This is a genomic window from Paenibacillus glycanilyticus, assembly GCF_051200795.1.
Lineage (GTDB): Bacteria > Bacillota > Bacilli > Paenibacillales > Paenibacillaceae > Pristimantibacillus > Pristimantibacillus glycanilyticus.
Genome location: NZ_CP195155.1, coordinates 2676597 through 2700517, shown reverse-complemented (window position 1 = coordinate 2700517; position 23921 = coordinate 2676597). Strand labels below are relative to the sequence as shown.

General features: G+C 46.4%; 20 protein-coding genes. 4 read left to right on the top strand and 16 right to left on the bottom strand.

Features of this window, described 5'->3' with window-relative positions; all coding sequences use genetic code 11:
• Nucleotides 1-103: 103 nt before the first annotated feature.
• The 6 genes from ACR9FF_RS12385 to ACR9FF_RS12360 all read right to left on the bottom strand — a co-directional run bounded on the left by ACR9FF_RS12385 (nt 104) and on the right by ACR9FF_RS12360 (nt 6413).
• Entirely contained in the window at nt 104-1273 is a 1170-nt protein-coding gene (locus ACR9FF_RS12385; protein WP_435172092.1) for a cytochrome P450, read from the bottom strand.
• 310 nt (nt 1274-1583) lie between these two features.
• Entirely contained in the window at nt 1584-1994 is a 411-nt protein-coding gene (locus ACR9FF_RS12380; RefSeq protein WP_435171367.1) for a VOC family protein, read from the bottom strand.
• Between the two features lie 410 nt (nt 1995-2404).
• Nucleotides 2405-3721 (bottom strand): glycoside hydrolase family 140 protein, encoded by a 1317-nt coding sequence (locus ACR9FF_RS12375; protein ID WP_435171365.1) that lies wholly within the window; start codon nt 3719-3721, stop codon nt 2405-2407.
• 33 nt (nt 3722-3754) lie between these two features.
• Nucleotides 3755-4492, bottom strand: coding sequence for an amidohydrolase family protein (locus ACR9FF_RS12370; protein WP_435171363.1), 738 nt, complete (start codon nt 4490-4492; stop codon nt 3755-3757).
• Nucleotides 4489-5550: a Gfo/Idh/MocA family protein gene (locus ACR9FF_RS12365; RefSeq protein ID WP_435171361.1), complete on the bottom strand. Its 1062-nt coding sequence runs from the start codon at nt 5548-5550 to the stop codon at nt 4489-4491. The genes ACR9FF_RS12370 and ACR9FF_RS12365 overlap by 4 nt, the downstream gene beginning before the upstream one ends.
• A 5-nt stretch (nt 5551-5555) precedes the next feature.
• Nucleotides 5556-6413 (bottom strand): phosphogluconate dehydrogenase C-terminal domain-containing protein, encoded by an 858-nt coding sequence (locus ACR9FF_RS12360; RefSeq protein WP_435171359.1) that lies wholly within the window; start codon nt 6411-6413, stop codon nt 5556-5558.
• Between the two features lie 130 nt (nt 6414-6543).
• On the opposite strand from ACR9FF_RS12360, the gene ACR9FF_RS12355 reads away from it, so the two are divergent.
• Nucleotides 6544-7347, top strand: coding sequence for a sugar phosphate isomerase/epimerase family protein (locus ACR9FF_RS12355; protein WP_435171357.1), 804 nt, complete (start codon nt 6544-6546; stop codon nt 7345-7347).
• Between the two features lie 8 nt (nt 7348-7355).
• Nucleotides 7356-7997, top strand: a complete 642-nt coding sequence (locus tag ACR9FF_RS12350; protein ID WP_435171355.1) for a GntR family transcriptional regulator — start codon at nt 7356-7358, stop codon at nt 7995-7997.
• Between the two features lie 171 nt (nt 7998-8168).
• On the opposite strand, the gene ACR9FF_RS12345 is transcribed toward ACR9FF_RS12350, so the two are convergent.
• The 3 genes from ACR9FF_RS12345 to ACR9FF_RS12335 all read right to left on the bottom strand — a co-directional run bounded on the left by ACR9FF_RS12345 (nt 8169) and on the right by ACR9FF_RS12335 (nt 10060).
• Nucleotides 8169-8606 carry a MarR family winged helix-turn-helix transcriptional regulator gene (locus ACR9FF_RS12345; protein WP_435172090.1) on the bottom strand — a complete coding sequence of 146 codons (438 nt, stop codon included), beginning with the start codon at nt 8604-8606 and terminating at the stop codon, nt 8169-8171.
• Nucleotides 8596-8838 carry a transporter suffix domain-containing protein gene (locus ACR9FF_RS12340; RefSeq protein WP_435172088.1) on the bottom strand — a complete coding sequence of 81 codons (243 nt, stop codon included), beginning with the start codon at nt 8836-8838 and terminating at the stop codon, nt 8596-8598. The genes ACR9FF_RS12345 and ACR9FF_RS12340 overlap by 11 nt, the downstream gene beginning before the upstream one ends.
• 307 nt (nt 8839-9145) lie before the next feature.
• Nucleotides 9146-10060, bottom strand: coding sequence for a phytanoyl-CoA dioxygenase family protein (locus tag ACR9FF_RS12335; RefSeq protein WP_435171353.1), 915 nt, complete (start codon nt 10058-10060; stop codon nt 9146-9148).
• Nucleotides 10061-10350: 290 nt separating this feature from the next.
• Between ACR9FF_RS12335 and ACR9FF_RS12330 the strand changes: the two genes are divergently transcribed.
• Nucleotides 10351-12087 carry a sensor histidine kinase gene (locus ACR9FF_RS12330; RefSeq protein ID WP_435171351.1) on the top strand — a complete coding sequence of 579 codons (1737 nt, stop codon included), beginning with the start codon at nt 10351-10353 and terminating at the stop codon, nt 12085-12087.
• Nucleotides 12088-12103: 16 nt separating this feature from the next.
• Nucleotides 12104-13717, top strand: a complete 1614-nt coding sequence (locus tag ACR9FF_RS12325; RefSeq protein WP_435171349.1) for a response regulator transcription factor — start codon at nt 12104-12106, stop codon at nt 13715-13717.
• Nucleotides 13718-13951: 234 nt separating this feature from the next.
• Here the strand turns inward: ACR9FF_RS12325 and ACR9FF_RS12320 are convergent, their stop codons facing one another.
• The 7 genes from ACR9FF_RS12320 to ACR9FF_RS12290 all read right to left on the bottom strand — a co-directional run bounded on the left by ACR9FF_RS12320 (nt 13952) and on the right by ACR9FF_RS12290 (nt 23919).
• A complete protein-coding gene (locus ACR9FF_RS12320) occupies nt 13952-16030 on the bottom strand; it encodes an alpha-galactosidase (protein ID WP_435171347.1) in 2079 nt (692 codons plus the stop codon).
• 47 nt (nt 16031-16077) lie between these two features.
• Entirely contained in the window at nt 16078-16956 is an 879-nt protein-coding gene (locus ACR9FF_RS12315) for a carbohydrate ABC transporter permease (RefSeq protein WP_435171345.1), read from the bottom strand.
• Between the two features lie 14 nt (nt 16957-16970).
• Nucleotides 16971-17912 carry an ABC transporter permease gene (locus tag ACR9FF_RS12310; protein ID WP_435171344.1) on the bottom strand — a complete coding sequence of 314 codons (942 nt, stop codon included), beginning with the start codon at nt 17910-17912 and terminating at the stop codon, nt 16971-16973.
• Between the two features lie 257 nt (nt 17913-18169).
• Complete coding sequence (locus tag ACR9FF_RS12305; RefSeq protein WP_435171343.1) at nt 18170-19876, bottom strand: sugar ABC transporter; 1707 nt, start codon at nt 19874-19876, stop codon at nt 18170-18172.
• 188 nt (nt 19877-20064) lie between these two features.
• A complete protein-coding gene (locus tag ACR9FF_RS12300; RefSeq protein ID WP_435171342.1) occupies nt 20065-20823 on the bottom strand; it encodes a sugar phosphate isomerase/epimerase family protein in 759 nt (252 codons plus the stop codon).
• Between the two features lie 102 nt (nt 20824-20925).
• Nucleotides 20926-22479 (bottom strand): GH39 family glycosyl hydrolase, encoded by a 1554-nt coding sequence (locus ACR9FF_RS12295; RefSeq protein WP_435171341.1) that lies wholly within the window; start codon nt 22477-22479, stop codon nt 20926-20928.
• Nucleotides 22480-22503: 24 nt separating this feature from the next.
• Nucleotides 22504-23919: a glycoside hydrolase family 88 protein gene (locus ACR9FF_RS12290; protein WP_435171340.1), complete on the bottom strand. Its 1416-nt coding sequence runs from the start codon at nt 23917-23919 to the stop codon at nt 22504-22506.
• Nucleotides 23920-23921 lie beyond the last annotated feature (2 nt).

Sequence of the window (23921 nt, the reverse complement as noted above, 5' to 3'; positions counted from 1 at the left end):
TACCATTTCCCATGCGATTACACCATTCTCTCTTTCAAGAAACCTACATACCTATAAGTTATAAAATTCCATGCCCCGTTAAGGAATACCACAAACGAATTCGTCAGGATCGTCGTACGAATGAAATTGGATACTCCTTAACGCCGAAGACGAACGAGCTTCGAATCGGCACCAAGTCGTTTCCGTCTGCCAGTTGGAACTGATCGAACCGATTCGTCAGCATTTGAAGCGCGATCTTGCCCTCCAATCGAGCGAGCGGCGCACCCAGGCAAAAATGAATGCCGAAGCCGAAGGACATATGTGGATTTGGCATTCGGCGAGGATCGAAACGGTCGGGAGCGGCAAAGACTGATTCGTCACGGTTCGCCGCTCCCACCCAGGCAATAATCTGGTCGCCCGCTTTGAATCGGTGCGAGCCGAGCTCGACATCCATAGTCGCGGTCCTTCCTATCGCAATAATCGGTGGGTAATACCGCAGCGTCTCTTCAATGAAGCCGGGGATTAATTCTGGACTCCGGTTCAGCTCGTCTTGCAGCTCGGGCTGCTCGCACAGAACGCGCATTCCGTTCGCAATCAGATTGGTCGTCGTTTCGTTGCCGGCGGCAAGTAGCAGCACGCAAAAACTGATCACTTCATGTTCCGTCAGTTGGACCCCGTCAATTTTCGCAGCGAGCAAGGCCGAGATCAGATCATCCTTCGGCATTCTAGAGCGGACCTTAATCAGCTGCCCAAAATATTGGGCGAGCTCCTGCATCGCCACCGTACGCTTCCGCATGATCGCCTCGTATGCTTCGGCAGACTCGTCCTCAGCGCTTTCGACGAGAATATCGGACCAGTGTTTGAAATGAGCCCGGTCCTCTGCTGGCGTTCCGAGCAGCTCGGCGATGACGATGACCGGCAGCGGAGTGGCGAAATCACTAACCAGATTCATATCCACTCCGTCCACGCCATCCAGAAGGTCCGCGGAAATCTCTTCAATACGCGGCACCAGCCCCTGAATCGCTTTCGGCGTAAACGCCTTATTGACGAGATCGCGCAGCTGCTTATGCTTGGGTGGATCGATGAACAGTAGATTTTGGCCTCCCGCCGCTCCTCTCACGGAAGAAAATGTTTTGGGATCCTTCAGGATGCGCTGGACTTCTCCATATGAGAAGACGTCCCAGCAATTTCGAACGCTATCGTACCGGACAGGGGTCTGCTGTCTTAGCTCCGATAATAGGCCGAAAGGAAGCAGTCGCTTCTCGATCGTGTTAAGTTCTGGCATGATCAACATGTTTGCATATTTCTCGTTATTCAAGGTTCATCCTCCTTCGCTTCACTATCGTTTCCTTACTCGTTTCTTCTGCAGGTAGGTCTCGCCTCATAATCGTACCGTAATCGATTAGCATCGGCGACTGGCTAAAGATCGATTTACTGTATTAAGTTTCCTTCATAACTTTTCTTGAAAGGCAGTCGCGGCATCAATCCCGTTCGAGGAGAGATTGTAATAAATAAAAGCTGCAGCAGATCCTCTGACCTGCTGCAGCTATATTGATTGCACTATAATCTCCCATCCATCGTTCTTGCGTAAGGTGAACCCACCATTACGTCCTCTTCGTAAAAATCTGGAAGGTAACGCCGAATTTGTCGGTTACCATCCCGTACGCGGGACTGAAGTAGACCTCCTGCAGAGGGTGTTCGACCTGTCCGCCCTCTTTCAGCGCCTCATAATACTTATGGGCCTGCTCTTTATCGGCGATGTTGATGCAGATGTTTACTTGCTTGCCCTGCGTGAACCGGACCCCCGGGTCTGTATCGGCGACATACAGATCCGTTCCTCCGATCTTCAGGACGGAATGGGCCACTCGGTCCCTCGCCTGCTCCGAAACCTCTTGCCCAGCTTCGCCGAAGGTCGTCTTGAATACCACCTTCGCTCCTAACGCTTGCTCGTAAAAGGCGATCGCCTCACGAGCGCCTCCATCCAGCATAATATACGGGATCAATTGCACTTCCATAGTTATTCAGCTCCTTCAACCTTTAAGATTGATCTTTCACTGATAGTGTAACCGTTAATAGTGACAACTTCTGTCATAATCAGTAGTTTTTTATCAGGCTGAGGGATTATTCCGGTAGCTTTAGCATACTTGGGGCATCAGTTCATTTTCGGGTTATTTAAAAAGCCAGGTCGAACCTTGTTACGTTCCATCCCGGATTACCCGCATCTTCCGGACGTTCAGCCTTCCAATTGGCCATAGCAGAAGGTGAAATCCTTCGACTCGCAAAATCCGTCTATTGGAATCAAGCTGTCACGATTTTCTGCCATTCCAAAGAGGGACGTCCGGCATGCCGTGTTTAAAGGTAAATAAGTCCTACGTAACCAGTACAAAGGAAATGTTCTTACACTGACTGCGTTTCTTAATATTTTTTATTCGGCCAGTACCAATATCCAATCTTCACCTCTTCCGCTGCTAGGAGGCATGAAGCGTCTCGTACCTTCGTTAGACAGTATTCCTGCATTGGTGAATTCTCCGCTTCTTGGATTGTACCAAGAAGCAGACAGCGTCTGGCCAGATAAGCGTCCAAGTCGAGCATGAATGGACAGCCCGTTTGGCGAATAGTACAAGGCGAATGTATTTCCTCTGGCTGCTGGTACATAATTGGAGCCTGCTCCGCTATCCTCAAGAAGCTCCTGGTCTGGAATCAATTCTTCTAAACCCTTGGACTCTAGCAGTTGCAGAACAAATTTCATCTGATTGGCTCCAGGCCGCTCGAGCGCAGCCTTCCATTCGCATATAACATACCCTCCAGCCTGATCAAACTCTAAGGATCCATACTGCCCCCCACTCATACACCAGACCGAATGATGTCCATACGTATGTCCGCATGCTCCCGATAGTACTCCATAATAAGCAGCCTTGCGCACATCCGATTGATCGAAGTAGCCGTTGTCCGCTCTGAAGCCGACAGGATGATCCTCGTAGCAAGGCTCCGCGTCCATCGTTGGCTTAACCGGCGTGAGCCCATAATCGTACAGCACCTTCTCATAGTTGCGCTGCACACCTTCGCCATGTCCCGATTGAATCATATTAAAATCAAGCCAAGTCTCTCGATGTACATGGTAGGATGAAGAATGCCCTCCCATCGGATGCAGCGTCATCAATTGTTCCGCGCCGCCTTCTTTAATTCCTGCGGCAAGCGCTCTTGTAATGGCAAAATGCTCGTATTCCGTTAGGGGCCGGTCGCCACCCAGCACCCAAACGATATTGGAGCGGCTGCTATATCTTGCGCCCAGCCAGCGACCGAACGCATTGGCATTCTCAGCATTAAACACGACTGGCCCCTTGCCCCACATCAGATTGTATTTGTCTCCCCAAGTCGGCAGCAGAGCAATATAAATCCCCAGTTCGGCAGCGAAATCAATAATATAATCCACATGCTTCCAATAATCGTAAGCCTCTTCTTCCGTTAACGGCAAAGAAGGATCATATTCTCCCGCTTCATTCTTGCTTAACGGCCGCTTGCCATATGCATTGGCCGTCTCAAGTCCATCCAGCTCGGCGAGAGCAACCGCCTGTACGACATTGAACCGCTGGTTCGCTCGTGTTCTCAGATAGTGCTCTGCTTCCTCTCTGTTCAGCTTATGAAATAGTTCCCATGCCGTATCGCCAAGCCAGAAGAACGGTTGTCCGTCTTCTTGTGTCAAGCGCCGCCCGTTGTCGCTTACCCGAAGTTTTTGTACCATCGCCCTGCTTCCTCCGTTCTTATTAAAAGCCTATTAAAGCTTATATATTTTCTTGGCCGTGCCATGCAAAATCCAATCCTGATCTTCCTGCGAAAGCCCGCAGCTTCTCACCTTCGCCAGCTCGGTGCCCGTATTGTCCGCATGATCCGTACCAAACATGAACCGGTCAGCGCCGAATTGGCGAGACCAATGCCGCAGGTTAAAACCTGCTGTCCAGGTAATATCGGCGTATAGATTGGAGCATGCTTTCATTGCGATTTCCGTCTCACCGGCCATAATCATCATTCCGCAGTGAGCCATCACGATAGGAAGCTCCGGATAATCCTGCGCTACGCCGATCAAATTGGCAGGATTGGCAAATGGAATACCTGCTCCCGTATGGACCATAACCGGTACTCCCAGTTTGCTCGCCAGACCGAACACTTTCCTTCCGTCGCGGCTGCCAGGGTGAACGGCATGAGCGAACGTATGGACTTTAATGCCCACAAATCCAAGCTCCTCCATACAGCGACGAACCTCTGCCTCGTACACCTTGTCAGGCAGATGAGGATTGGGGTTGGCCATACCCAGGAACTGACCGGGATAACGCTTACCGAGTTCACCAATAGCATCATGCTGTGCGCGTACCGTGTCCAGATCATGGCAGGTGGCGGGCTGAACAATCGTAGTGGCAATCCCATATTTGTCGTGCTTTTCAAGCAGCTCTTCAAGGGTAAAATCTTCATCAAACACATGATCCCAGCCAATATGGGCATGAACATCAATAATCAAGCTTGCCCACTCCTCTCCATGAGGACAGGGAGATGACTGGCTGCGCTTTCATAAACCCCGAATAACATACGCAACGTAACCAGGTTATCATCTCCTTCTGTTTGGAATGGCTCATTCTTTTCGAGAGCTTCGATAAAATGGGATTGCAAGCGATAATGACTTTCCTCATGATCAAGCTCAGTCTTTTCCTTAATTATCACTTCACGACTGCTATCCTTGGCAACGATGCTGATTTTTCCGCTGGTGTAGAGCTTTATGGTGCCATTCTCTCCATCAATGACCAGCTGCTCCAGATGAACAGGCCCTACTTCCTTGCCAAGCGGTACATCCAGCTTCTGTCTCGTCGCCCAGCTCATATCCATTATTCCGTAGAAATTTTCGTAACCGAGGATAACAATCCCGGAATCCTCCCCTTTGATATAGGGACTAACTCGCAACGTTTCGGCATACAGCCGATCCGGCGTCCCGAACAGAAAACGCCAAGTATCAAACCAATGCGCACCCATTTCATAAAACAGAAGCTTCGGCATTTCCCTGAAAAATGGCTGAGGCAACACAGCTCCAGGCTCCATACGAGGCGTGTAATAATCCGTATGCACGTATCTGGCCACATGCAGCTGTCCCAATACTCCCTCAACAAGCAGCTGCTTAATGGTCTGGAACGGCTGAAGCCACCGCCAATTCTCCGTAACCATAAGTCGGACTCCCGCTTCCTTCGCTATCGCAACCATTTCCACAGCCTGCTCAAGAGAAGGTGCGAACGGCTTCTGGCACATTATATGCTTGCCTGCCGAAGCCGCTTGACGTACCAGATCCAGATGGGTCTCAGGCCCAGTTACGATATCAACGATATCGATGTCTGCCAAGGCCAGCATCTCCTCCAGCGATTGGAACAGATTCTCATCTCCTACACCGAACTGGCGAGCACGATCCACCAGTTTGGACCGGCTGCGGTTGCATAATGCTGCAATCTCAACGTTTGGTATTTGCGACCATGCCTTCAGATGCTTCTCAGACCACCATCCGGTCCCGACAAGCCCTACTTTCCACAACTTCATTTGTGTTATCCCTCCAGCTTGAGATCCCGTAACTTCTCCGGATGAAGCATGACATCAATCTGTTCATACACCTTCTCCGGCTTATACAGATCCTTCCAGCCTTCCCTAATCATCGCCCTGCGTCCGTACTCGATAGCAACAAGACAAGCATCAGAGAAAGGATTTACCTTTTCAAACACGATGCCCAGCTGGATGTTAATATGGCCGAGCATAAAGTCTTTCGCCGCTTCATAGGGAACTCCTTGTTTGACCGCTTCCTCCATAGCCTCGCCAAGAACCGTTACCATCATGGAGCTGATTGTCTCCGCCATGGTTGGCTCCAGCATGGCCATCTGCTCGATTGTAATGCGATGGGCCCGCATAACCGGCGCAAATATTTCGCGAGCAATCTGCTCGCCGAGCTCATAATGCTCCTCCGGACCTTGAATTAAGGCACAGACGATCGCCTGCTTGGCGGCAACACCGCCAAAAAAGTCGCGTTTGGCCTCAAGAGTTACCTCATCATTAAATACCGGTGGATGACAGGGATGAGCGGCGAAGTAAGTGACATCCTCGCGTTCAGGCAGCTGGCCCAAATAGGCGGCAGCCGGGTCCAGTACCATAAGAACGGCTCCTGGCTTCATTTCCCGTACGACTTCTTGCGACACTTTGCCGATTGCTATATCCGGAATTGCCAGAATCACTAAATCCGCCTTCGATACTGCTTCACTTTGAGGAGTTGGCTTTAATCCGCGCTTCTCCAGATTCCGAATTCCTTTTTCATAGATCTCTACATAATGAACAGGATGTGTTGCCTTTACTAAGTTATCGGTAATTCGGCAGCCCATTTTTCCTCCGGCGCCAATAAGTGCAAGCGTTGTCATTGATCATTCTCCTTTAATAGACCAACTGAATAAGCAAAGAATACCATACGATTTATTTGATGTATACAATAAAATTGAAATTGTATACAATGTTGAAAAAGAACCATTTTATTAGAAAAAGGAGTGTAGTATGAAGTTAGGTCTTAGTTCTTATACCCTGACCTGGGCGGTTGGTGTTCCTGGTTACGAGAAGCCGCAAGCACCGATCCGTGCCGTAGACTTGCTGCGTATTGCTCACCAGAACGGTCTAGCGCTTGTCCAGATTTGCGATAATATACCGCTTCATCTGCTAAGCGAGGAAGAGCTTGATGAGCTGAATTCACTAGCCAAGGAGCTTGGTATAGAGCTCGAGATTGGGACAAGAGGGACCTCGCCTGAACATCTGCTCATGTATCTTGCTATCGCGCGAAGGCTTCAAGCATCCTTATTCCGGACCTTAATAACCGAACCAGATATCCATATCGCCGAGCAGCAGCTCCGAGCTGTACTGCCAGACTTTGAATCTGCCGGAATTAAGATAGCTATTGAGAATCACGGCCTTCATACCACCAGCCAGTTAATTAATCTGTTTCGTTCTCTCGATAGTAAATGGCTTGGCTGCTGCCTCGACACCGTTAATTCATTTGGAGCTTTGGAAGGCCCTGAAGAGGTTATACGAGAGTTATTGCCATACACGATTAATCTCCACCTCAAGGATTTCGACATCGTCCGTGTAGATCACCAAATGGGCTTCACCATCTTGGGCAAACCTGCTGGTTATGGTAAATTGAATATAGAAAAACTTCTAAAGGCAGCGATTCCATACAATCATGCAAATGCCATTCTTGAACTATGGACACCTTACAGCGCTACTGTAGAGGATACTATTCGTTTGGAGAGAGACTGGATGGATTCCAGTATTCATTATCTAAAGAAGCAACTTCAAATTATTTAGGAGAATATATGAGCGAAACAGCGATTACTCTAAAAGAAAAAGCCTATATACAGCTTCGTCAACTGATCTTAAACGGAGATTTGAAGCCAGGTGACATCCTGACTGAGCGAACACTGGTCGAAATGCTAGAGATGAGCCGCACTCCGATCCGCGCTGCACTGGAGCGACTTGATGCTCAAGGACTGGCTAAATACACGCCAAACAAAGGACTCGTAGTTGCTGAAGTTTCCCTTAAACGAGCTATCGATTTATACGATTATCGCATTGCCATTGAAAGCTTTGTAGTACGCAAATTATCGGCACTTATATGGGACCCTTCCGACATTAAATGGTTTGAGGAGAATTTGCGGGAGCAAGAGTGCTGTGTTTCTTCCGATGACCATGCCGGTTTTACGAAGGCGGATACCCTGTTCCACCATAAGCTCGCAGAAATCAGCGGCAACGACGAAATTGTAGCTGCTATGGCGAAATTGCAAGATATGCTGTACCAGATTGCAATGAGCGTACTTCGTAAGGATCGCGCTCGCATAAAGGTATCCTACGAGGATCATGTCCGCATCTTCGAGAGCATTCGCTCCGGAGCGCCCGAGCAGGCTTCCAAACAAATGGAGGATCATCTTGAATTCGGCAAGCGAATTCTGGTGATGTAAAAAGAAATGTACTGGTTGTCAAACAAACTGATGTCCAATTGAAACAGCGACAGCCAAGGACGAGAAAATAATGTCCTAGACTGTCGCTGTTTCATTCCATTAACGCTTCAAATACTGGCGAATATCAATAACGCCTTTACCCCACACCTCGCAGGTAAAGACAATATAACTTTAGTGTTTTATTTGTTCAAGCAACTCTTGGAATTTTTGAAATGAAGATAACATATTTGATAATTCTTCGAACGACAATTTTGAAGTATATTCCTTAAGAATTTGTTCATTAAATGTGTCTAGTTCTTTTTTGTAGATAATACCCTTTTCTCCTAACCCAATTGAAAATACCCGTTTATCATGCGCATCTTGTATTTTTTTTATATACCCATCTCTTTCAAGTTTTTTTAACTGTTGACTTACCGCACTTTTGGTTATTTCCATTTTTTCAGCTAGTTCTGTAGGTGAAGGAAAAGGGTGCCGAATAATTAACGACAGCATTACGTGTTGTTGATTATTTAGTCCAAAATCCGTTATTTTTCTTTCGCTTTTTTCCATAAGCATCCAAATATCTTCTATTGTCTTATTTATTTGTTCGGCAATTTTTTTATTTTCCATCATCTTGAACTCCATTATGTCGTTGTTTTTTCTTCCAATTTCTTGGGTTTAAAAACCTTTTAAATTTTGAAGCCACTTCTTTTCCAACTAATAAAGCTCCTCCCCAAAACGTTGCTTCTGAAAATATTATAGCGCCTGTAATTATTGCTGCCTTTACCTTAGTTGAAAAAGGGGTAATAGGAGTTATTACAGGAATAAGCCAAGAGAGAAGAGATACTATAATAAGTCCAATTCCTATTTTATAAAGAACTGATTTTTTTTCTTTTCTTTCTTTTTCTATTGCGATTGCTTCTTTATCCAGAGAAAATAACCTCCTGTTGAATTATAGTTTAGTTTAGTTTACTTAACTACACTATATAGGTTTGGATTGAATTATGTCAATTATTTAAAGATGGAGTGTCGGGTAAGGCAGACTCTGAAAGGAACCTACCTTACCCGACACAAGGAATGAACTAAGCAGAGCGAAGTCCTAATCGTTTTTCACTTTGGAATGTCCGCTTCTTTTGTTTCACTTGCTGCATACTGGCGATCCAAAACAACTAGTCTCTCCAAAACTTATCATGCAGGACTCGGTAGGATCCGGGAGCTTCATTGCCATACTCTGCAAAGGTACCAGTTGGCTTGTACACGAATGCCCTCTCTCCTTCAATATAATCGCATTGCTGTCTCCTGCTTATACAATCCTGCAAGATGCGCTGCTTAATCGGGAGATATGCCAGCGAATGCGGTCCATATTGAGCCTCTATCTCTCCTGCACGGAATTCATAATAGACGGTACGGCGCATGGCGTTTCCTTCCCCTTCCGGCGATCCGTGCAGCAGCTGAATATTATGCAGAATTACATCACCCGCTTTCATTGGAACCGGAACCGCATCGCTCATCTCGAACCCTGGTTTGGAGCAGCGTTCTTGCGCTTCAGACGCCGACCAGTTCTGACTACCGGGAATAACCCACAGACAAGAGCGTTCATCCGCATCGTCCAGATAGAAATCCACATTAAAAATCGGTCTTGGATCCTGACAATCTACCGGTACAGCCGCATCGCGATGCCAAGGCACGGATGCCGCGTTATTAGGCGCTTTAACAACAAGCGAATCCCAAGTCGGGATAAAGTTGGGACCTTGCAGCTTCTCAACGGTATGCAGAATAAACGGATGGCCCAAAAGCACTTTGTTCGCCTCGCACTTGTCGATGATATACTCCGTCCGCCAATAAACCTTTTCTCCGTTTGTCCGGATCCGATACAGGTAGTCGCTGTCTTCCGCCTGACCTGCAAGTCCCTTCTCGACAATCTGAAGAGTCTGCTCCTGCAGCCGCTGAAGCTCCTCACCGCTCACGACATTACGAATAACGAGATAACCGTTATCCAGGAAGAATCTGGCTTGCTCATCCGTAATGACTTGCTGCAGACTTGCATCCGCTTCGAGTGCTTTTATAAATGGACGTGTACTCATTTCTTAAACAGCTCCTTTAATCATTGGAATAACTTAACTATACCGAGTTTTGGCGGTGAATGATTTAGTTAAAAGCAATGATTTGGTTGCCAAAAGCACACACCTATCAAGATGCATTCTCCAAACTATTTAATCATGTTTCAATCGAACAGAATCTGCTATAATGCCATCAGCATTCCTGCATCTAAGGAAGCAATATACGGCATCCGGAATGTCCCTATTATTCGTAAAAGTAAAACAATTTGGAGATTTATACTCTTCTATTCACCATTTCTACAGGGGGCCAAGGAATGAAAGCATTAAAGGCGAATATTTTCATCAAGCTGATCGTAATGTTAATTCTATTACTCTGTCCGATTGTCATTTTATATGGGTACTCCAACAACACGAGCGTAAACGTCATCAAATCACAAATCCAGCAGATTAATCTTAATCGACTATCATTCCTTAACAGTCAACTGGAGGAGGAAGCACAGCGCCTGGTAATGCTCTCAAGTGTAATCAGCCGGGATTACTCCGTTCAATCCCTTCAAGTCGGAGCCGATTTTTCTTCGTATGTAGAAATCTCGTCTCTTAATGCCGTCGAGCAGAAACTGCGTCTGCAGCAAATCGCAAGCAAATGGGATAGCCGAATTATGGTCTATTACCCGCAGGCTAAACGAGTTGTTCCTGAATCGATGGCACAAGCGAATCCTCTAAAACTGGAGGATTTGCCTTTATTGCAGGAAAAACCTTGGGTACTTGAACAAGACCCCACCGTTAAAGGAAACCATGCTCTCCGTTTCGCCCATTATGTTGTTGATCCTTATAAGGCTAATGCTCAGAATGTTCAACAGATTACAAAGATCTATTTCTCAGTCGACACGCTTCGAAATTTGATAGATGACTATAACCAAAACCAGGCAGGAGAAACATTGCTATATCATCCCGCAAAAGGTTTTCTAACAAACGCTTTGAAAGGAGCATCCTATAGCAATGAATTGATTCAATATTTGAGCAGCAATTTGAGTGATGTTAAAGCCAATCAAATTGTGAAACTTGATGGAGCCAGTTATGTGCTAAACGCGTTTAAGATTGAAAGCATGGGCTGTTATTTAATCGATATCGTACCGATTCATACCATACTTAATCCAATAACGAAGAGCCGTGATTGGTTTTATGGATCAATCGGGGTTTTGGTTGTATTCGGCATTGCCGCTTCGCTCTGGCTGTACCGATATATTCAATTGCCGCTCAAGCAGCTGCTGCAAGGAGTTCGAAAGGTCCGTAACGGAGATTACTCGGTCCGAATTCCGGAACGCCGCGACGCCGAATTTGGCTATTTATTCGCGGGTTTTAACTATATGGCTGAAGATATTCAAGAATTGATAGAAAAGGTGTATGCCGAACAGCTTCATGCGAAAGAAGCCAGGCTCAAACAGCTTCAATCGCAGATCAACCCGCATTTTCTCTATAACTGTTTGTTTTACATTATGAATATGGCGACCTTAAGCGATGAAAAAGCCGTCGTAGCCATGTCTTTAAATCTAGGCGAATATTTCCGGTATACGACTCAAACAGATAAAGAAAGGGCTACCGTTGAAGAGGAAATCAGGTTGGTTAGAAACTACTTGAATATACAGCAGCTTCGCATGAAAAGGCTGCGTTTCGACATTGATCTTCAGGAAGAATTATTACAGCAACCGCTGCCCCGCCTCTCCATTCAGCCCATTGTAGAGAATGCCGTTATCCACGGGATCGAGCCTCAAGCGGAAGGCGGAGTCATTCGAATACAGGGCTTCCGAGATAATGGGTGGAACACTATCCTTATCGAAGATAATGGAAGAGGCATGACACAAGAGACCCTGGAAGCGTTAAAGGCTTCTCTAAATAAAGAGCATGAAGATAATCGGGGTTACGGTGTCTGGAATGTCCATCAGAGGCTTGTTTTACAGTATGGGGCCGAATCCGGTCTTAACATTCATTCCACCGCTTCAGGCGGAATGCAGTTCCTGTTAAAATGGCAACATTCATCAATAGATTCGTAAAGGCTGGGATACATCTATGAATTTGCTGCTTGTAGACGATGAAGAATCGGTCGTGAACGCTCTTGCCATTCGGATACCATGGGAAGAGCTGGGCATCTCCAATGTATATAAATGCTATTCCGGGAACGAAGCATGGGAACTTTTCCAATCTACTCCCATTGATCTTGTAATCAGCGATATTCGCATGCCGGGAATAGACGGTCTGGAGCTGATTCGGCGTATTCGTTCGATTAAAGCCCGATCGAAATGCATCTTATTAACTGGATTTGCCGAATTTGATTATGCGAAGGAAGCTCTAAAGGCACAGGTACTTGAATACTTGCTTAAACCGGTCAGCGATGAAGAATTAATGGCAGCGGTTAAGAGACTGATCGCCCAGCTTCAAGAGGAATGGCAAGAGATAAGCTCCATGCAACGGGCTTCCTATACGCTCCGGCAGCATCTTCCTTTGTTGAGAAGCAATCTGCTGAACGACCTGCTGTATGGCAAAAACATCACCAGCGAGTTGTCCGATAAGCTGCAGCTTCTGGATATTCCATACCGTTTCGGAGACAGGTTCTCCATGCTTATGATTCGAATGGAAGGCAATTTGCTTAATTACAGCAAAGAGAGCATGCATTTATTCGAGTACGCCGTTTGCAATATGATTGAGGAAATAATGGACAATGAATTCGACTTGTGGCATGGAAAAGACCACCACGAGTATCTCACCATTCTACTTAAACCGAAAAATACCGGTGACCCAGGCAAACTTCATTTAAGCACGGAGAGGATTGTTGAACTAAAAGCTGAGGAATTGCAGCATAACGTGGAGCATTATCTAAAAGGGAACATCTCTATCCTTCTAAGCACATGGGCGGAATTCCCGCAAGAAGTGCCTGAAATATATGAATCCATGCTGCATGAAATGCGCAAGCTCATCCGCGGCAAATTCGGAATTTTCAAGACCATCAACACGTCGCCGGAAATGATCCGGATTCAGTCGTTACGCAGTTTGTATGAACCTCCCCTGCTCACCCATTTAATCGAAGCAGGCCGCTTTGAAGATGCTTCCTTCAAATTAAGCGCCATTGTTTCCGAATTGTTTGGCAGCTGGGGAAATTCCATTGAGCACATAAACGAGGTTTACTATTTCCTGTTATCCTCTTTTTACTACTTATCCCATAAAAGCGGCAAGCAGATCGCCGATGTCATTGGAGAACCTTCACTTGAATTGGATATGAACGCGCGGCGCTCTCCCGATCAATTTTGTCGCTGGGCTGAAGGCTTGCTGCATTTGTTCCAACGGGAAATGGAAAACGAAAAGCTTACAACAAATACTTCCATTATCAACCGTGTTCAGCAATTTGTTGAAGAGCGGCTTGCGGATGACGTATCCTTGCAAGCCATCGCCGAGCATGTCTATTTGAATCCAGGATATCTCTCAAAGCTTTACAAGCTGGAGACAGGAGAGAACATAAGCGATTATCTCTACAGGCTTAGGATGGATAAATCCGCTTATTATCTTAAAAACACGCATCTAAAAATTCAGGAGATATGCGAAAGGATCGGCTATCAGAATACTTCTTATTTTATAAAAATGTTCAAAAAGCACTACCATGTTACTCCACAAGATTATCGGAACGGTTAGTTGAAATGGATTTGGTTAAACAGCAACCTGCGCATTTTAATGTTCTTCCAATCGCCATTGCTCAGGGATCCCTTTAAATCAACAGGGTAAGGTTGGGATCCCTTCACAAAAGCGACCGCTAACGCTTCTCCAGAATCATTAAAATGCTCCGTTTGCCTTTAACCTGTCAGTGATAAATGGCAATAAAAAGAAGCCCACTCCTTGTTAGAATAGTAGTATAGATTGCTCTTTCCGTCACCGCACGCCGAACAACACAATTCCAGCACCAGGTTCGGTTACAGTAAATTCGATTAAGGCATGCCCCTCGGAAGTGTACGTCAACCTTACTCCAGGTGACGCAACATAATTTTTATGAACCTGATGATGAGTCACATAGCTGTAAGATCCAATTGAACTTGCAAATAAAGAAACGATGCCTTCTCCGTTATTTGCATTAATTTTCTCGTAAATTTCCGGGCTACCGCCAACAACGCCAGTAACGATCGGTGCGCTGATCGTGATGCTGTCCCTGACCTGCTTGTAACGTTCAAGCCATAATCGTATAAATGCCCTGCCTTCACTTGATACTCTAGTAAGCTCTCCCCATATCCCATTATGGCCTAACATAAGGGAAGCAAGCGATGTTAGCCGGTTACCGGCCGGAAGATCGTCCGGATAGTAGTGCGTCAAGAATAGAACAGACGGCAGCCACTTATCCAAATTGAGCGGTGTCCGTGTAATCCATCCGCGTGCCTGTCCGGGATAAAAGAAGATATTGCCATTCCCTCCATTCAAGTCGAGCGGTAAGTCATAATTATGGTAGTATGGCCCGTTATTAATGAGAAAATATTTTCCTGAAGACAGAAATCCAAGGCCTACATAGCGGTTGCCCTCTGTCACATCGAAATCCACGATAACCTCAGGGCAAACCTCGCAAACCCGGTCCACAACCTTGGACATATAACTGCCCAATAAGAAGGCATAACGATTTGAGCGCTCCTCCTCGCTATGGCTTTCATTGCCGTGCCAATGGTTTGGATCACTGCATCCGTATTGGGCGATCCAGTCCCATTTCAGATAGGCAGCACCGGTCTCTCCTATAACACGTATTAGTTCTTCTGCAAATCCTTCCCAGTATTCGCTGACCAGACACATATAGCAGCTATCCTCGGTCTCCCATACCGGGCGCGGAGGAGTCAAGACTCCATCACGAGACATTCGGCTTGACTTATACCGCTCAAGCATACGGCTCGAGAGTGCGGCTGAAGTGGGTTCGAACCATAACCCCAGCTTCATGCCATAGCAATCTAACCGCTTTTTAACCGCCCCCAGCCCATCCGGGAAACGTTCACGATTGACCTGCCAATCTCCGGTCTTCTCAAACCAGCCTGCATCAATAACAAATACCTCGATTCCCATCTCATGCGCCGCATCGATTTCGTCCAAGATCCGGTCTTGCCGCATAGGGTCGAGAAATTTCCCCTTATGCCAATGCTTGGAGCGTTCCTGCATGTTCCATGTATTATAGAAAATATATGGCTTGCGGCTTTCCGTATTCAAACTAAAATCGCGTAAGGCAAACAACCTGTATTCCTTAGCCAGCTGCTCTTCATTTCCTTCTACCATTGCCGTTTGCAGCCAAACCGTACAAAACGGATTATTAAGATCCAGAATTTGATCTCTTAAATAATTGCCTTTGACGGCATGTAAAGAAACTCCCCTATGCTCTTCCAGCTCGAATTGAAGAAACGCATCCGGCACCTGGGAACCATGCTCATAAGCGAGCAGGAAGCTGCTTGTTGTTCCGCTTGCAGCGATCAGAGGTCCCATCACTTTTCGTTTGTTATTGAAATCGTTCTCCGCTAATGGTAATTCTGATAAACAGAAGCTGTGTACCATTTCAATAAATTCAGAGAATCGGACTTCCTTTGCAACAGGCATTTGATCCAGTGAAACTTTGGTATATACAAGCTGTTCCTGTTCTGCCCTTTTCGTCATCCATTGAGGTACCGAGCTGTGAAGCTCATACCGAAACCGGATCACCGGGCTGCGTTCAGCAATTCGAAAGATAAGGCGTAGCTTGAGCAACGCGTTGGTTTCCACAGTGCCTTCAAATTGGTATTCGGTTATCCCTTCCGCAATTTCTTGAGGATTGTAGATGCTCATAACGGACAGAAGCCGACACTTTGTTAATTCACCATTTAACTCGAATTGAGGCGCTTCAAAATCAATGCTTTCATTTCCAGGCAGCGAGCTTAAAGTCCAAAGCTTATCCGTCCTCTCATGAATGGAAATGGAGAATACGTTTGTTACTATCGCATTTAATGCTATCATTTTTTTCTCTCCTATTCTAAGCAGCGAATTAACACATACGACTCGGACTATTCCTTTACCGCGCCGATAACCATACCTTTAACGAAATGCCGTTGCAAAAAAGGATAGACCAATAAAACAGGTACAGCGGCGATAAAGATTTGCGCAGCTTGCACGGAACGTTGCGTCAACTTCTCTACATCATTCACGTTTGTAATCAAATCCTTCAAATTATGACTGACCACAATCGTTTGCAGATAGGTAGCCAGCGGATATTTTTCTGGCCGCGTCATATAGATCAGCCCATCAAACCAGGAGTTCCAATGGCCGACAAGCGTAAACAGGGACAAGGTGGCAAGGGCCGGCATGGAGACGGGCAGATAGATCTTCCACATGGTCTGAAGGTGATTAGCGCCATCGATAAGTGCCGCCTCCTCCAATTCAACAGGAACATTGCGGAAAAAGTTCATGAGCAAAATCATATTCCAAACACTTACCGCTCCAGGCAGTACAAGCGCCCATATGGAGTTGTTTAATTGCAGCTTTGAGATCAATATATAGGAAGGGATTAATCCTCCGCTGAACAGCATGGTGATGACGAAATACCACATAATCGTCATTCTTCCTTTAAACGCACCTCTGTCTTTCGATAGTGGATAAGCGGCAAGAATGACGACCAACATGCTAACCGCAGTTCCAAGTACGACACGCTCGAAGGAAATCCAAAGCGAGATTAGAAACTGCTTATTGTCCATTGTTTTAGCATAGGCATCCAGATTGAACCCCACCGGCCAGAAATTAACCAAATTCCCGCTTACTGCGGCCTTCTCGCTAAAAGAGACAGCCAGGATATGAACAAGCGGAAGGATGCATGCCAGTCCAAGCAAACCTATGAATATCATATTGAAGCCATTAAATACGCGGTAAGCCTTTGTTTTATAATACATGCCGTCGCTCCTCGTCAGAAAATCTTGTAATTGCCGTATTTATAAGCCAGACGGTATGAAATAACGATAAGAACCGTCGAAACGAATGATTTGAAAAGACCAAACGCCGTGCCAAAGCTGAGCTGCCCGCTTTGTATGCCCATTCGATAAACATAAGTATCGATAATATCGCCTTTTGTATATACCAGCGGACTGTAAAGGTTGAAAATTTGATCAAACCCGGCATTCAGAATATTCCCAAGCGACAACGTACCTAGCACAATCGCCATTGGAATAAGGGATGGCACCGTAATATACAGCGTCTGCTGCCAACGATTAGCTCCGTCTGTTTCGGCTGCTTCATACAAGGATGGATTTATGCCTGCCAGTGCTGCCAAATACACAATCGTCGAGAATCCAAACTCCTTCCATATATCGCTGAGGACAACGGTTACTCGGAACCAGTCACCGTCCCCCAGAAAGAAGATCGATTCGATTCCAAGCGCCTCCAGCAGCCGGTTGAACAGACCGCCTGAAGGAGACAAGACATCGACCAGGATGCCGCCCAGAATAACCCAGGAAAGAAAATGCGGCAGATAGACAAGCGTTTGAATCGTTCTTTTAAATGCATTTATCCTGACTTCATTTAATAGCAAGGCAAAAACGAAAGGCACGATCAGGCCGGTCATAATTTTTAATCCCGCAATGATAAGCGTGTTCCAGATGACTTGTACGGCATCCGGGAACTGAAAGATCATGCGGAACTGATCGAACCCCACCCAAGGCGAGTCGTCAAAGCCAAGCCACGGCTGGTACTCCTGGAAGGCCATTACCAATCCTCCGATTGGTAAATAAGAAAAAATAAACGTAATTATGATTGCCGGCAGCACCATGAGATACAGTATTCCGTTGCTTCTCCGGGAAGATAGGCGTCCAGGTCGCTTGCGAGTCTGGACGGCAATCGGTTTTGTGTCCATCAAATCTTCTCTCCTTTTGCGTAATAACTTATTGAGGCCGTAATTTCATTATAGGTACTCCTCAAAACAGGTTATAGAAAAGGATTTCGTCATTCATAACGTTTTGTTCATCATTTGATTTATTAAGGCAGACACAGACAGAATGAAAAACAGACAGGACCATATGGCCTGTCTGTCTTCACTATCTAATGCACGCTGACTGAATCGGCGAACAAAAAAAAGCGAAGCCCGCGATAAATCGCAAGCTTCGCCTTCGTTTACTTACTGCTTGACTGATACCATTCGTTAACTTCTGCCTTAATTTTCTCATAGCCGGCTTTGTCATAATCGGCCAAAAACTTGTCATACGAATCCACGGAGGCTTCCCCGTAAATGATTTTGGTCAACGTTTCTTTGCGCATTTTGTCCAGCATCGCGTTTTTCGTCATCATCGATGGCGTAACCGGGATGCCGATGATTGGCTTCAATTGACGTCCGGCGTCGATGTCGTCCAGCAAAATCTTGGCTGCTTCCAAGCTCTTCGCGTCCTCCCCGCCATACTGTTTCACTTCCATCGGGGTAACCGGCTTCTCACCGGCGGTAAATTTGCGCAGCATTTGCATCCAGGCATCAGGAAGCTGGAAGTCTTTCGGCACACTGATTCGAACGGCATCCATATAGTTAGGTACCTTGCTCTTATCATTTGTTGGTTGACCGTCGACGACTGCCCAATCATAACCTTCGGCAAGGCCATACTCGTATTTAGAACCTTTACCCGGATCCAGATAGTTTTTAAAGAACCAGTTTAAATATTTAACAACGGCTTCCGGATGCTCGATCTTGCTTCGAATCATAATATTGACGCCGTTCGTTGGACTTTCCATGGCTACCTTGTAGCTGCCGCCTTCTCCGACCGGATAAGGATAAGCTTTGAATTCGGAGCCCGGCACATTCTTGGTCAGATCCGGAAACGGCCAGATCGATAACCAATACGCCCCGAAAGTAATGCCTGCTTTGCCGCTCGTAAATAGCTCGGATGCTTTCATATTGTCATAAATACCGCTGTCTTGCGGAAAATAACCTTTCTTCATCCATTGCTGCAGCCGGTCAAGGCCGCCTTTCGCTTCAGGAGTAAGCAAAGGCTGGTATACCGAGTTATCTTCCTTCTTCAACCAGACGTTATCTGAGGAGACGATGCCGTCGGCCGCAAACGCGAAATCCGTGCTGCCAAGCCACGTGCTGTTGACCCCCATATCTTTTAACGCTACGGCCAAACCATAGGTGTCTTTTTTCCCGTTGCCATCAGGATCTTTATTCGTGAAAGCGTCCATAACCGTTTCCAGCTCCGCAATTGTAGTTGGAGCCTTGAGATTCAATTTTTTCAGCCAGTCTTCCCTAATCCACATGACATTGCCGCGGCCAACCATATTAAACATCGGCAGACCGTATTTCTTGCCTTCAAACGTAACACCATTCCAAACCTCAGGATGACTCTCATAGCCTTGTTTCCAATTGTCGACTGCATATTTCTCGAAAACCGGCTCAACCTCCTGATATTTGCCCGACTGAACCAGCTGGTTCATAAGAAGAGGATCCGATATGGCGAGCATGTCCGGAAGCTCTTGATTGGCAGACAAGGCAAGCCTGATTTTCTCCGTCAATTCCGCCGTATTCGAAGCAGTCCACAAATACTTCATTTTAATGTTTAGGTCTTCCTCGATTGATTTATCAATAATATTGTTATCGATGCTCTCGCCTTCTTTAAACTTCACATCACCCTCCAACACCTTGGCAGTTGTTAGCGTTACGGGTTCCGGGTACTTTGTGAGCGGTCCGTCATTAGAGGCTGCAGTGTCTTTTTGATTATTCTCTGTTTTAGAATGGTTAACCTCAGCCTTATCCGTATTATTGCTGCTGCATGCGGTCAACGCCGCAAGCGTAACAGTAAGAACGGCAAGCATTAATCTTTTGTTTGTAGCTCTCATCTTTAACCCTCCTGATTATTTGCGACTTTTATTCTTGCCCTTTCATCTTAAATAATGAGGGTCATTTTAGATATGCAACTTTTTCGAGATTGATAGGAATTTATCGTGATGTTGTATCTTATCCAAACAAAATTCAGGCTTACTCAACAGATGGGAGTAAGCCTGAGATTACCGTTATAAGTTGTTGTCTATGTGTTACGTTTGATCCATCCCATGCTTGTTGCAATACTTGCCAAAGGTTCGTCTTGACATTCATCCTGCTCCACAATAAGCCATTGGACAGCCGAATCCGTTGCAGCGGCAACAATGCGATTCAGATTGACCTCGCCTTGTCCAAGTTCAACCGTCAATACTTGTCCATCATTGTTCTTCCTCATATCCTTTAAGTGCACAAGCGGCATCCGGTCATTGTACTGCCTGATAATAGCTGCTGGGTCGTAACCAGCGCGGAATGCCCAGCATGCATCTAATTCAGCTTGGAGCAGACTTTTATCCATGCTGTCAAAGATATAATCGAACATCGTTTTTCCATTTACTTCGATCGTAAACTCAAATTCATGATTGTGATAGAGCAGCTGCATATCAGCCTCGGCACATTTTTGGCCTATTTGATTTAAGTTTTCAAGAAATCGACGGCGTTCTTCCCCATCCGAGAATTTGTTGCCTTCAAAGTAAGGGATGATTAGGTTTCGATTGCCTAATATTTTATTATAAGTGATTTCTTCTTCCAGGGAAGATAGCATTCTCTCATAGCTAACGTGGCTGCCCGCCGCCAATAAGCCCAATTGATCCAAACGTTCTTTTAATTGATTAGCCTCTATTCCGCCATAGCCTGCAAACTCTACTCCTTGGTAACCAAGAGCGGCTACTTTTTCTAAAGTTCCTATAAAGTTTCGTGCGGTTAGATCTCTTAATGTGTATAGCTGTACGCCAAATTTTACACTCATGTTTTATTCCTCCGTAATCGTTTGTTTCTACCAAGCTTCGTCATTCATTATCGCAGGGGAGATGCATACTTCCTATATTAGAAAATAGTCATTTATGATGTTTTATTGTTTATTGTAATGAATGGGCTCTAATTCCAGGAATGATACCGCATGTCCCGTTAGTACAATATGCTCTTCATAGCTGCCCTGAAGGTCAGCCGTGTACTCCGGGTAATACAGCGTCAATTCTCCTGCCTGCTGAATGGCTTCCCGCTGCTGCTGTGTTGGCTGAGACGGGCTGCCTAACTCTTTGAACATCGTATACGCATTGCTATGCGTATGATCCAATCGGTAGTGGCGTATCCGGTAGCGTCCTTGAATGCCCTCCAGACGAAGGGTAACCCGCTTGCTGCCCAGCTTCTTGGAGAAATCGTCATCTGTATAATACAATGCGATTTTATAATTGCCGTTATCGTCCTGTGTCGGAATGATTCCAACACCTTCTTCCCGATCGACGGTATGGTGTGACAGCAGTTTGTTCCCTAGCTTAGCCATAAGAACGTAACCGTTATAGATAGGTTTTTTGTAGTCATTTAAGGTGAAGAAGCTCCGGTAACCCTCGAAATCCCGATCCAGATGATGCTGCCCCGACAGACAGATCATCATCTTGCTGAGCGGAATTTGCCGTTTGGGCATCTCGCGAATTAACGTATCTACCATGCGAACGTAGAAAGCCGGAAAATACTCGGTCTCCCTGAAAATCAGATCCGGATAATGGTCCACATTACTGAAGCCGTTGCTGCTCGCTCCCCACTCATCCGCAATAATTTCCAAATCGCCATAGCCATGACGTTTCGCAATATCGGAGTATTCCTGGAATATATGTTCAACAATGCCGTTGACGCTTGGCCGCAGACCTTTGCTGAATTCAGCCGGGTTAATGGAATAGACATGTACGGAGAAGAAATCGATAGGAGTTCCCGCTTCCCCGGTCGCATCGTTCCTGCCCTCTCTCGTATGCCGAAGGAAGGCATCGACGAAGCTGCGATCATAACAAGCGGAAGGACCGCCTATGCGAAGGTCCGAGGACACGCGCTTCACTCCCGCGGCAAAATGATCATACAACCGGCAGTAGGCCGGGAGCTTCTCTTGATGCTCCGCATAGATTTGATCAGACAGCCAGTAATGGAGATCTGGCTCGTTCCAGCAGTGCATATACCATTGCTTAACCTCTTCGATGCCATATCGCTCTGTTATATGTTTTGCATACTGATGGACAACCTCTTGCCACTCCAGATAATTCGCCGGTTCCGAATAATTGATGCGTTTGCCTTTGTAACGCTCCAGCTTGGATAGTTGCAACGGGTTTTTGGCTATGGCGCGAGGCATGAAATTATAACAGATAAGCGGCTTAAAGCCGAGCCCGAGCAAATAATCAAGCCGATGATCATTCATGGTAAAATCATACTGAAGTTCTCCTTCCGGCGATCTCGTAACAATATCCTCCAGCATGGCATACATCCGCACATACTTGGCCGCTTGATCCTGTGCAACCTTATCCAGTACGCGTTTCCCCCAGATGTCTTCAATAGCATCTGTCGGGTGGAAATGAATATGATTCCAGAAATTCGTTTGTATAATGGTTTGATCATCTGTCGCCTTAATTGAAATATGCAACCTGAATCCCCCCCCCGTTTATCATTAAAGCCATTGCTTGCAAGGTAAAGCCGCTGCCAATTGTCCCAGCAGTCCCATTGTCATTTGCGATATAACCCGATACCCGCTTCGCTGCAGCTCTTCCCCGTTTTTGTTGCTTTGTGCCGTTCCGGCCACCAATCCATCCGGCGTTAGATAACGATATAGAGATGCTGCCGTGCGTGCTGCATCAGACGCGCCGTTAAATAAGCGAATGCCTATACGGTCAGCAATGGCGAGTGACGCCGCAATTCCGGCAGAGGCCGAGGTATCAACGCCGCTCTCCTCTTCATCTATGAAGCAGCTCCATAGCCCTCTAACGCTTCTGAACGAATAGGCGTGCCGCAGCGTTTCCCTATACTCCTCTTCGATAAGCTGCAGCTGTTGACTGGATAGCAACTCTTTGTCCTTCAATTGTTCAAGCGTGCGGATAAGCCCAAGCAGATGCCACGCATATGCTCGTCCCCAGTTACTGAAGCTGCGCGACCCGTTATCCTGCCTTCTTAAATATAAAGCTCCGCCTTCCCATAACAAGGCACTTCTTAATTCAAGCTGTTTAAAGGCAAGCTGTGCCAATTCGCGATCCTTCCGGTGCGCGGCGATCACGGATAACGGGTACGCGATTGTATAGCTGCCTTCCGCGGATACGGTATCGCCATCTTTTATTACGCCTTGCGAATCCGCACTCTTCTTCATGAATTGAACGGCCAAGTCCGCCAGAGGATGCGCTGGAACTAGCTTCGTAAGCATCGCGATCGGCAGCGTAGATTCAATGCCGTAGAAGCAGCCATCCGAAGGTCTGCTTCTTGGATCCTCATAGACCAGTTCGTTGTTCTTCACAAACAGCTCCAAATGCCGGCGTGCGGTCGATGTAAATCCAGCATCCAGCAGCCCGTCAAGTACGCAGCCTTCCATCCAGCCGAATGGCTGAATGCTGGCCAGCGAATTAAACCTGTCCTCGAACGACTCCAGAGGCGTCTTGGCATCTCCTATCATCAAATGCGGCAAATGCACAGGTTCGATGCTGCTAGTGGAAGGACTCCCTGCAAAAAACCACAGCGGGGCTTCTCCTTCTATCATGCGAAGCCCTACCCCTTCCTTCAATGCGATCAGCGCTTCATTTAATCCTAAAGGCAGTTCGAATATCTGGAATACGTGAGCATATCGGATATCCAGCGTACCCAGCACGTTCTTTGTACGCAGAGCAAACACTTCGATCGTCTTATTCTCCCGGACATCGACAGCCACTGTGATCCTTAGCCGGGCATGATCCGTCTCTAACAACTCCTGCGAACGCCAATGCAGCTCGGTTATCGATATACCATCCGGCAGGACAGAGCATGCTTTCCAATTAAAAGGCACACGCTGCTCTTCAAGAAAAGCCTCGGATGGCGACTTTATTTCGTTTGCAATTACATACACCT

Excerpts from the sequence above, each read along its gene's own strand:
- ACR9FF_RS12385 (WP_435172092.1), bottom strand. The coding sequence starts at position 1,273 with ATGTTGATCATGCCAGAACTTAACACGATCGAGAAGCGACTGCTTCCT.
- ACR9FF_RS12380 (WP_435171367.1), bottom strand. The coding sequence starts at position 1,994 with ATGGAAGTGCAATTGATCCCGTATATTATGCTGGATGGAGGCGCTCGT.
- ACR9FF_RS12375 (WP_435171365.1), bottom strand. The coding sequence starts at position 3,721 with ATGGTACAAAAACTTCGGGTAAGCGACAACGGGCGGCGCTTGACACAA.
- ACR9FF_RS12365 (WP_435171361.1), bottom strand. The coding sequence starts at position 5,550 with ATGAAGTTGTGGAAAGTAGGGCTTGTCGGGACCGGATGGTGGTCTGAG.
- ACR9FF_RS12360 (WP_435171359.1), bottom strand. The coding sequence starts at position 6,413 with ATGACAACGCTTGCACTTATTGGCGCCGGAGGAAAAATGGGCTGCCGA.
- ACR9FF_RS12355 (WP_435171357.1), top strand. The coding sequence starts at position 6,544 with ATGAAGTTAGGTCTTAGTTCTTATACCCTGACCTGGGCGGTTGGTGTT.
- ACR9FF_RS12350 (WP_435171355.1), top strand. The coding sequence starts at position 7,356 with ATGAGCGAAACAGCGATTACTCTAAAAGAAAAAGCCTATATACAGCTT.
- ACR9FF_RS12345 (WP_435172090.1), bottom strand. The coding sequence starts at position 8,606 with ATGGAAAATAAAAAAATTGCCGAACAAATAAATAAGACAATAGAAGAT.
- ACR9FF_RS12335 (WP_435171353.1), bottom strand. The coding sequence starts at position 10,060 with ATGAGTACACGTCCATTTATAAAAGCACTCGAAGCGGATGCAAGTCTG.
- ACR9FF_RS12330 (WP_435171351.1), top strand. The coding sequence starts at position 10,351 with ATGAAAGCATTAAAGGCGAATATTTTCATCAAGCTGATCGTAATGTTA.
- ACR9FF_RS12325 (WP_435171349.1), top strand. The coding sequence starts at position 12,104 with ATGAATTTGCTGCTTGTAGACGATGAAGAATCGGTCGTGAACGCTCTT.
- ACR9FF_RS12320 (WP_435171347.1), bottom strand. The coding sequence starts at position 16,030 with ATGATAGCATTAAATGCGATAGTAACAAACGTATTCTCCATTTCCATT.
- ACR9FF_RS12315 (WP_435171345.1), bottom strand. The coding sequence starts at position 16,956 with ATGTATTATAAAACAAAGGCTTACCGCGTATTTAATGGCTTCAATATG.
- ACR9FF_RS12310 (WP_435171344.1), bottom strand. The coding sequence starts at position 17,912 with ATGGACACAAAACCGATTGCCGTCCAGACTCGCAAGCGACCTGGACGC.
- ACR9FF_RS12305 (WP_435171343.1), bottom strand. The coding sequence starts at position 19,876 with ATGAGAGCTACAAACAAAAGATTAATGCTTGCCGTTCTTACTGTTACG.
- ACR9FF_RS12300 (WP_435171342.1), bottom strand. The coding sequence starts at position 20,823 with ATGAGTGTAAAATTTGGCGTACAGCTATACACATTAAGAGATCTAACC.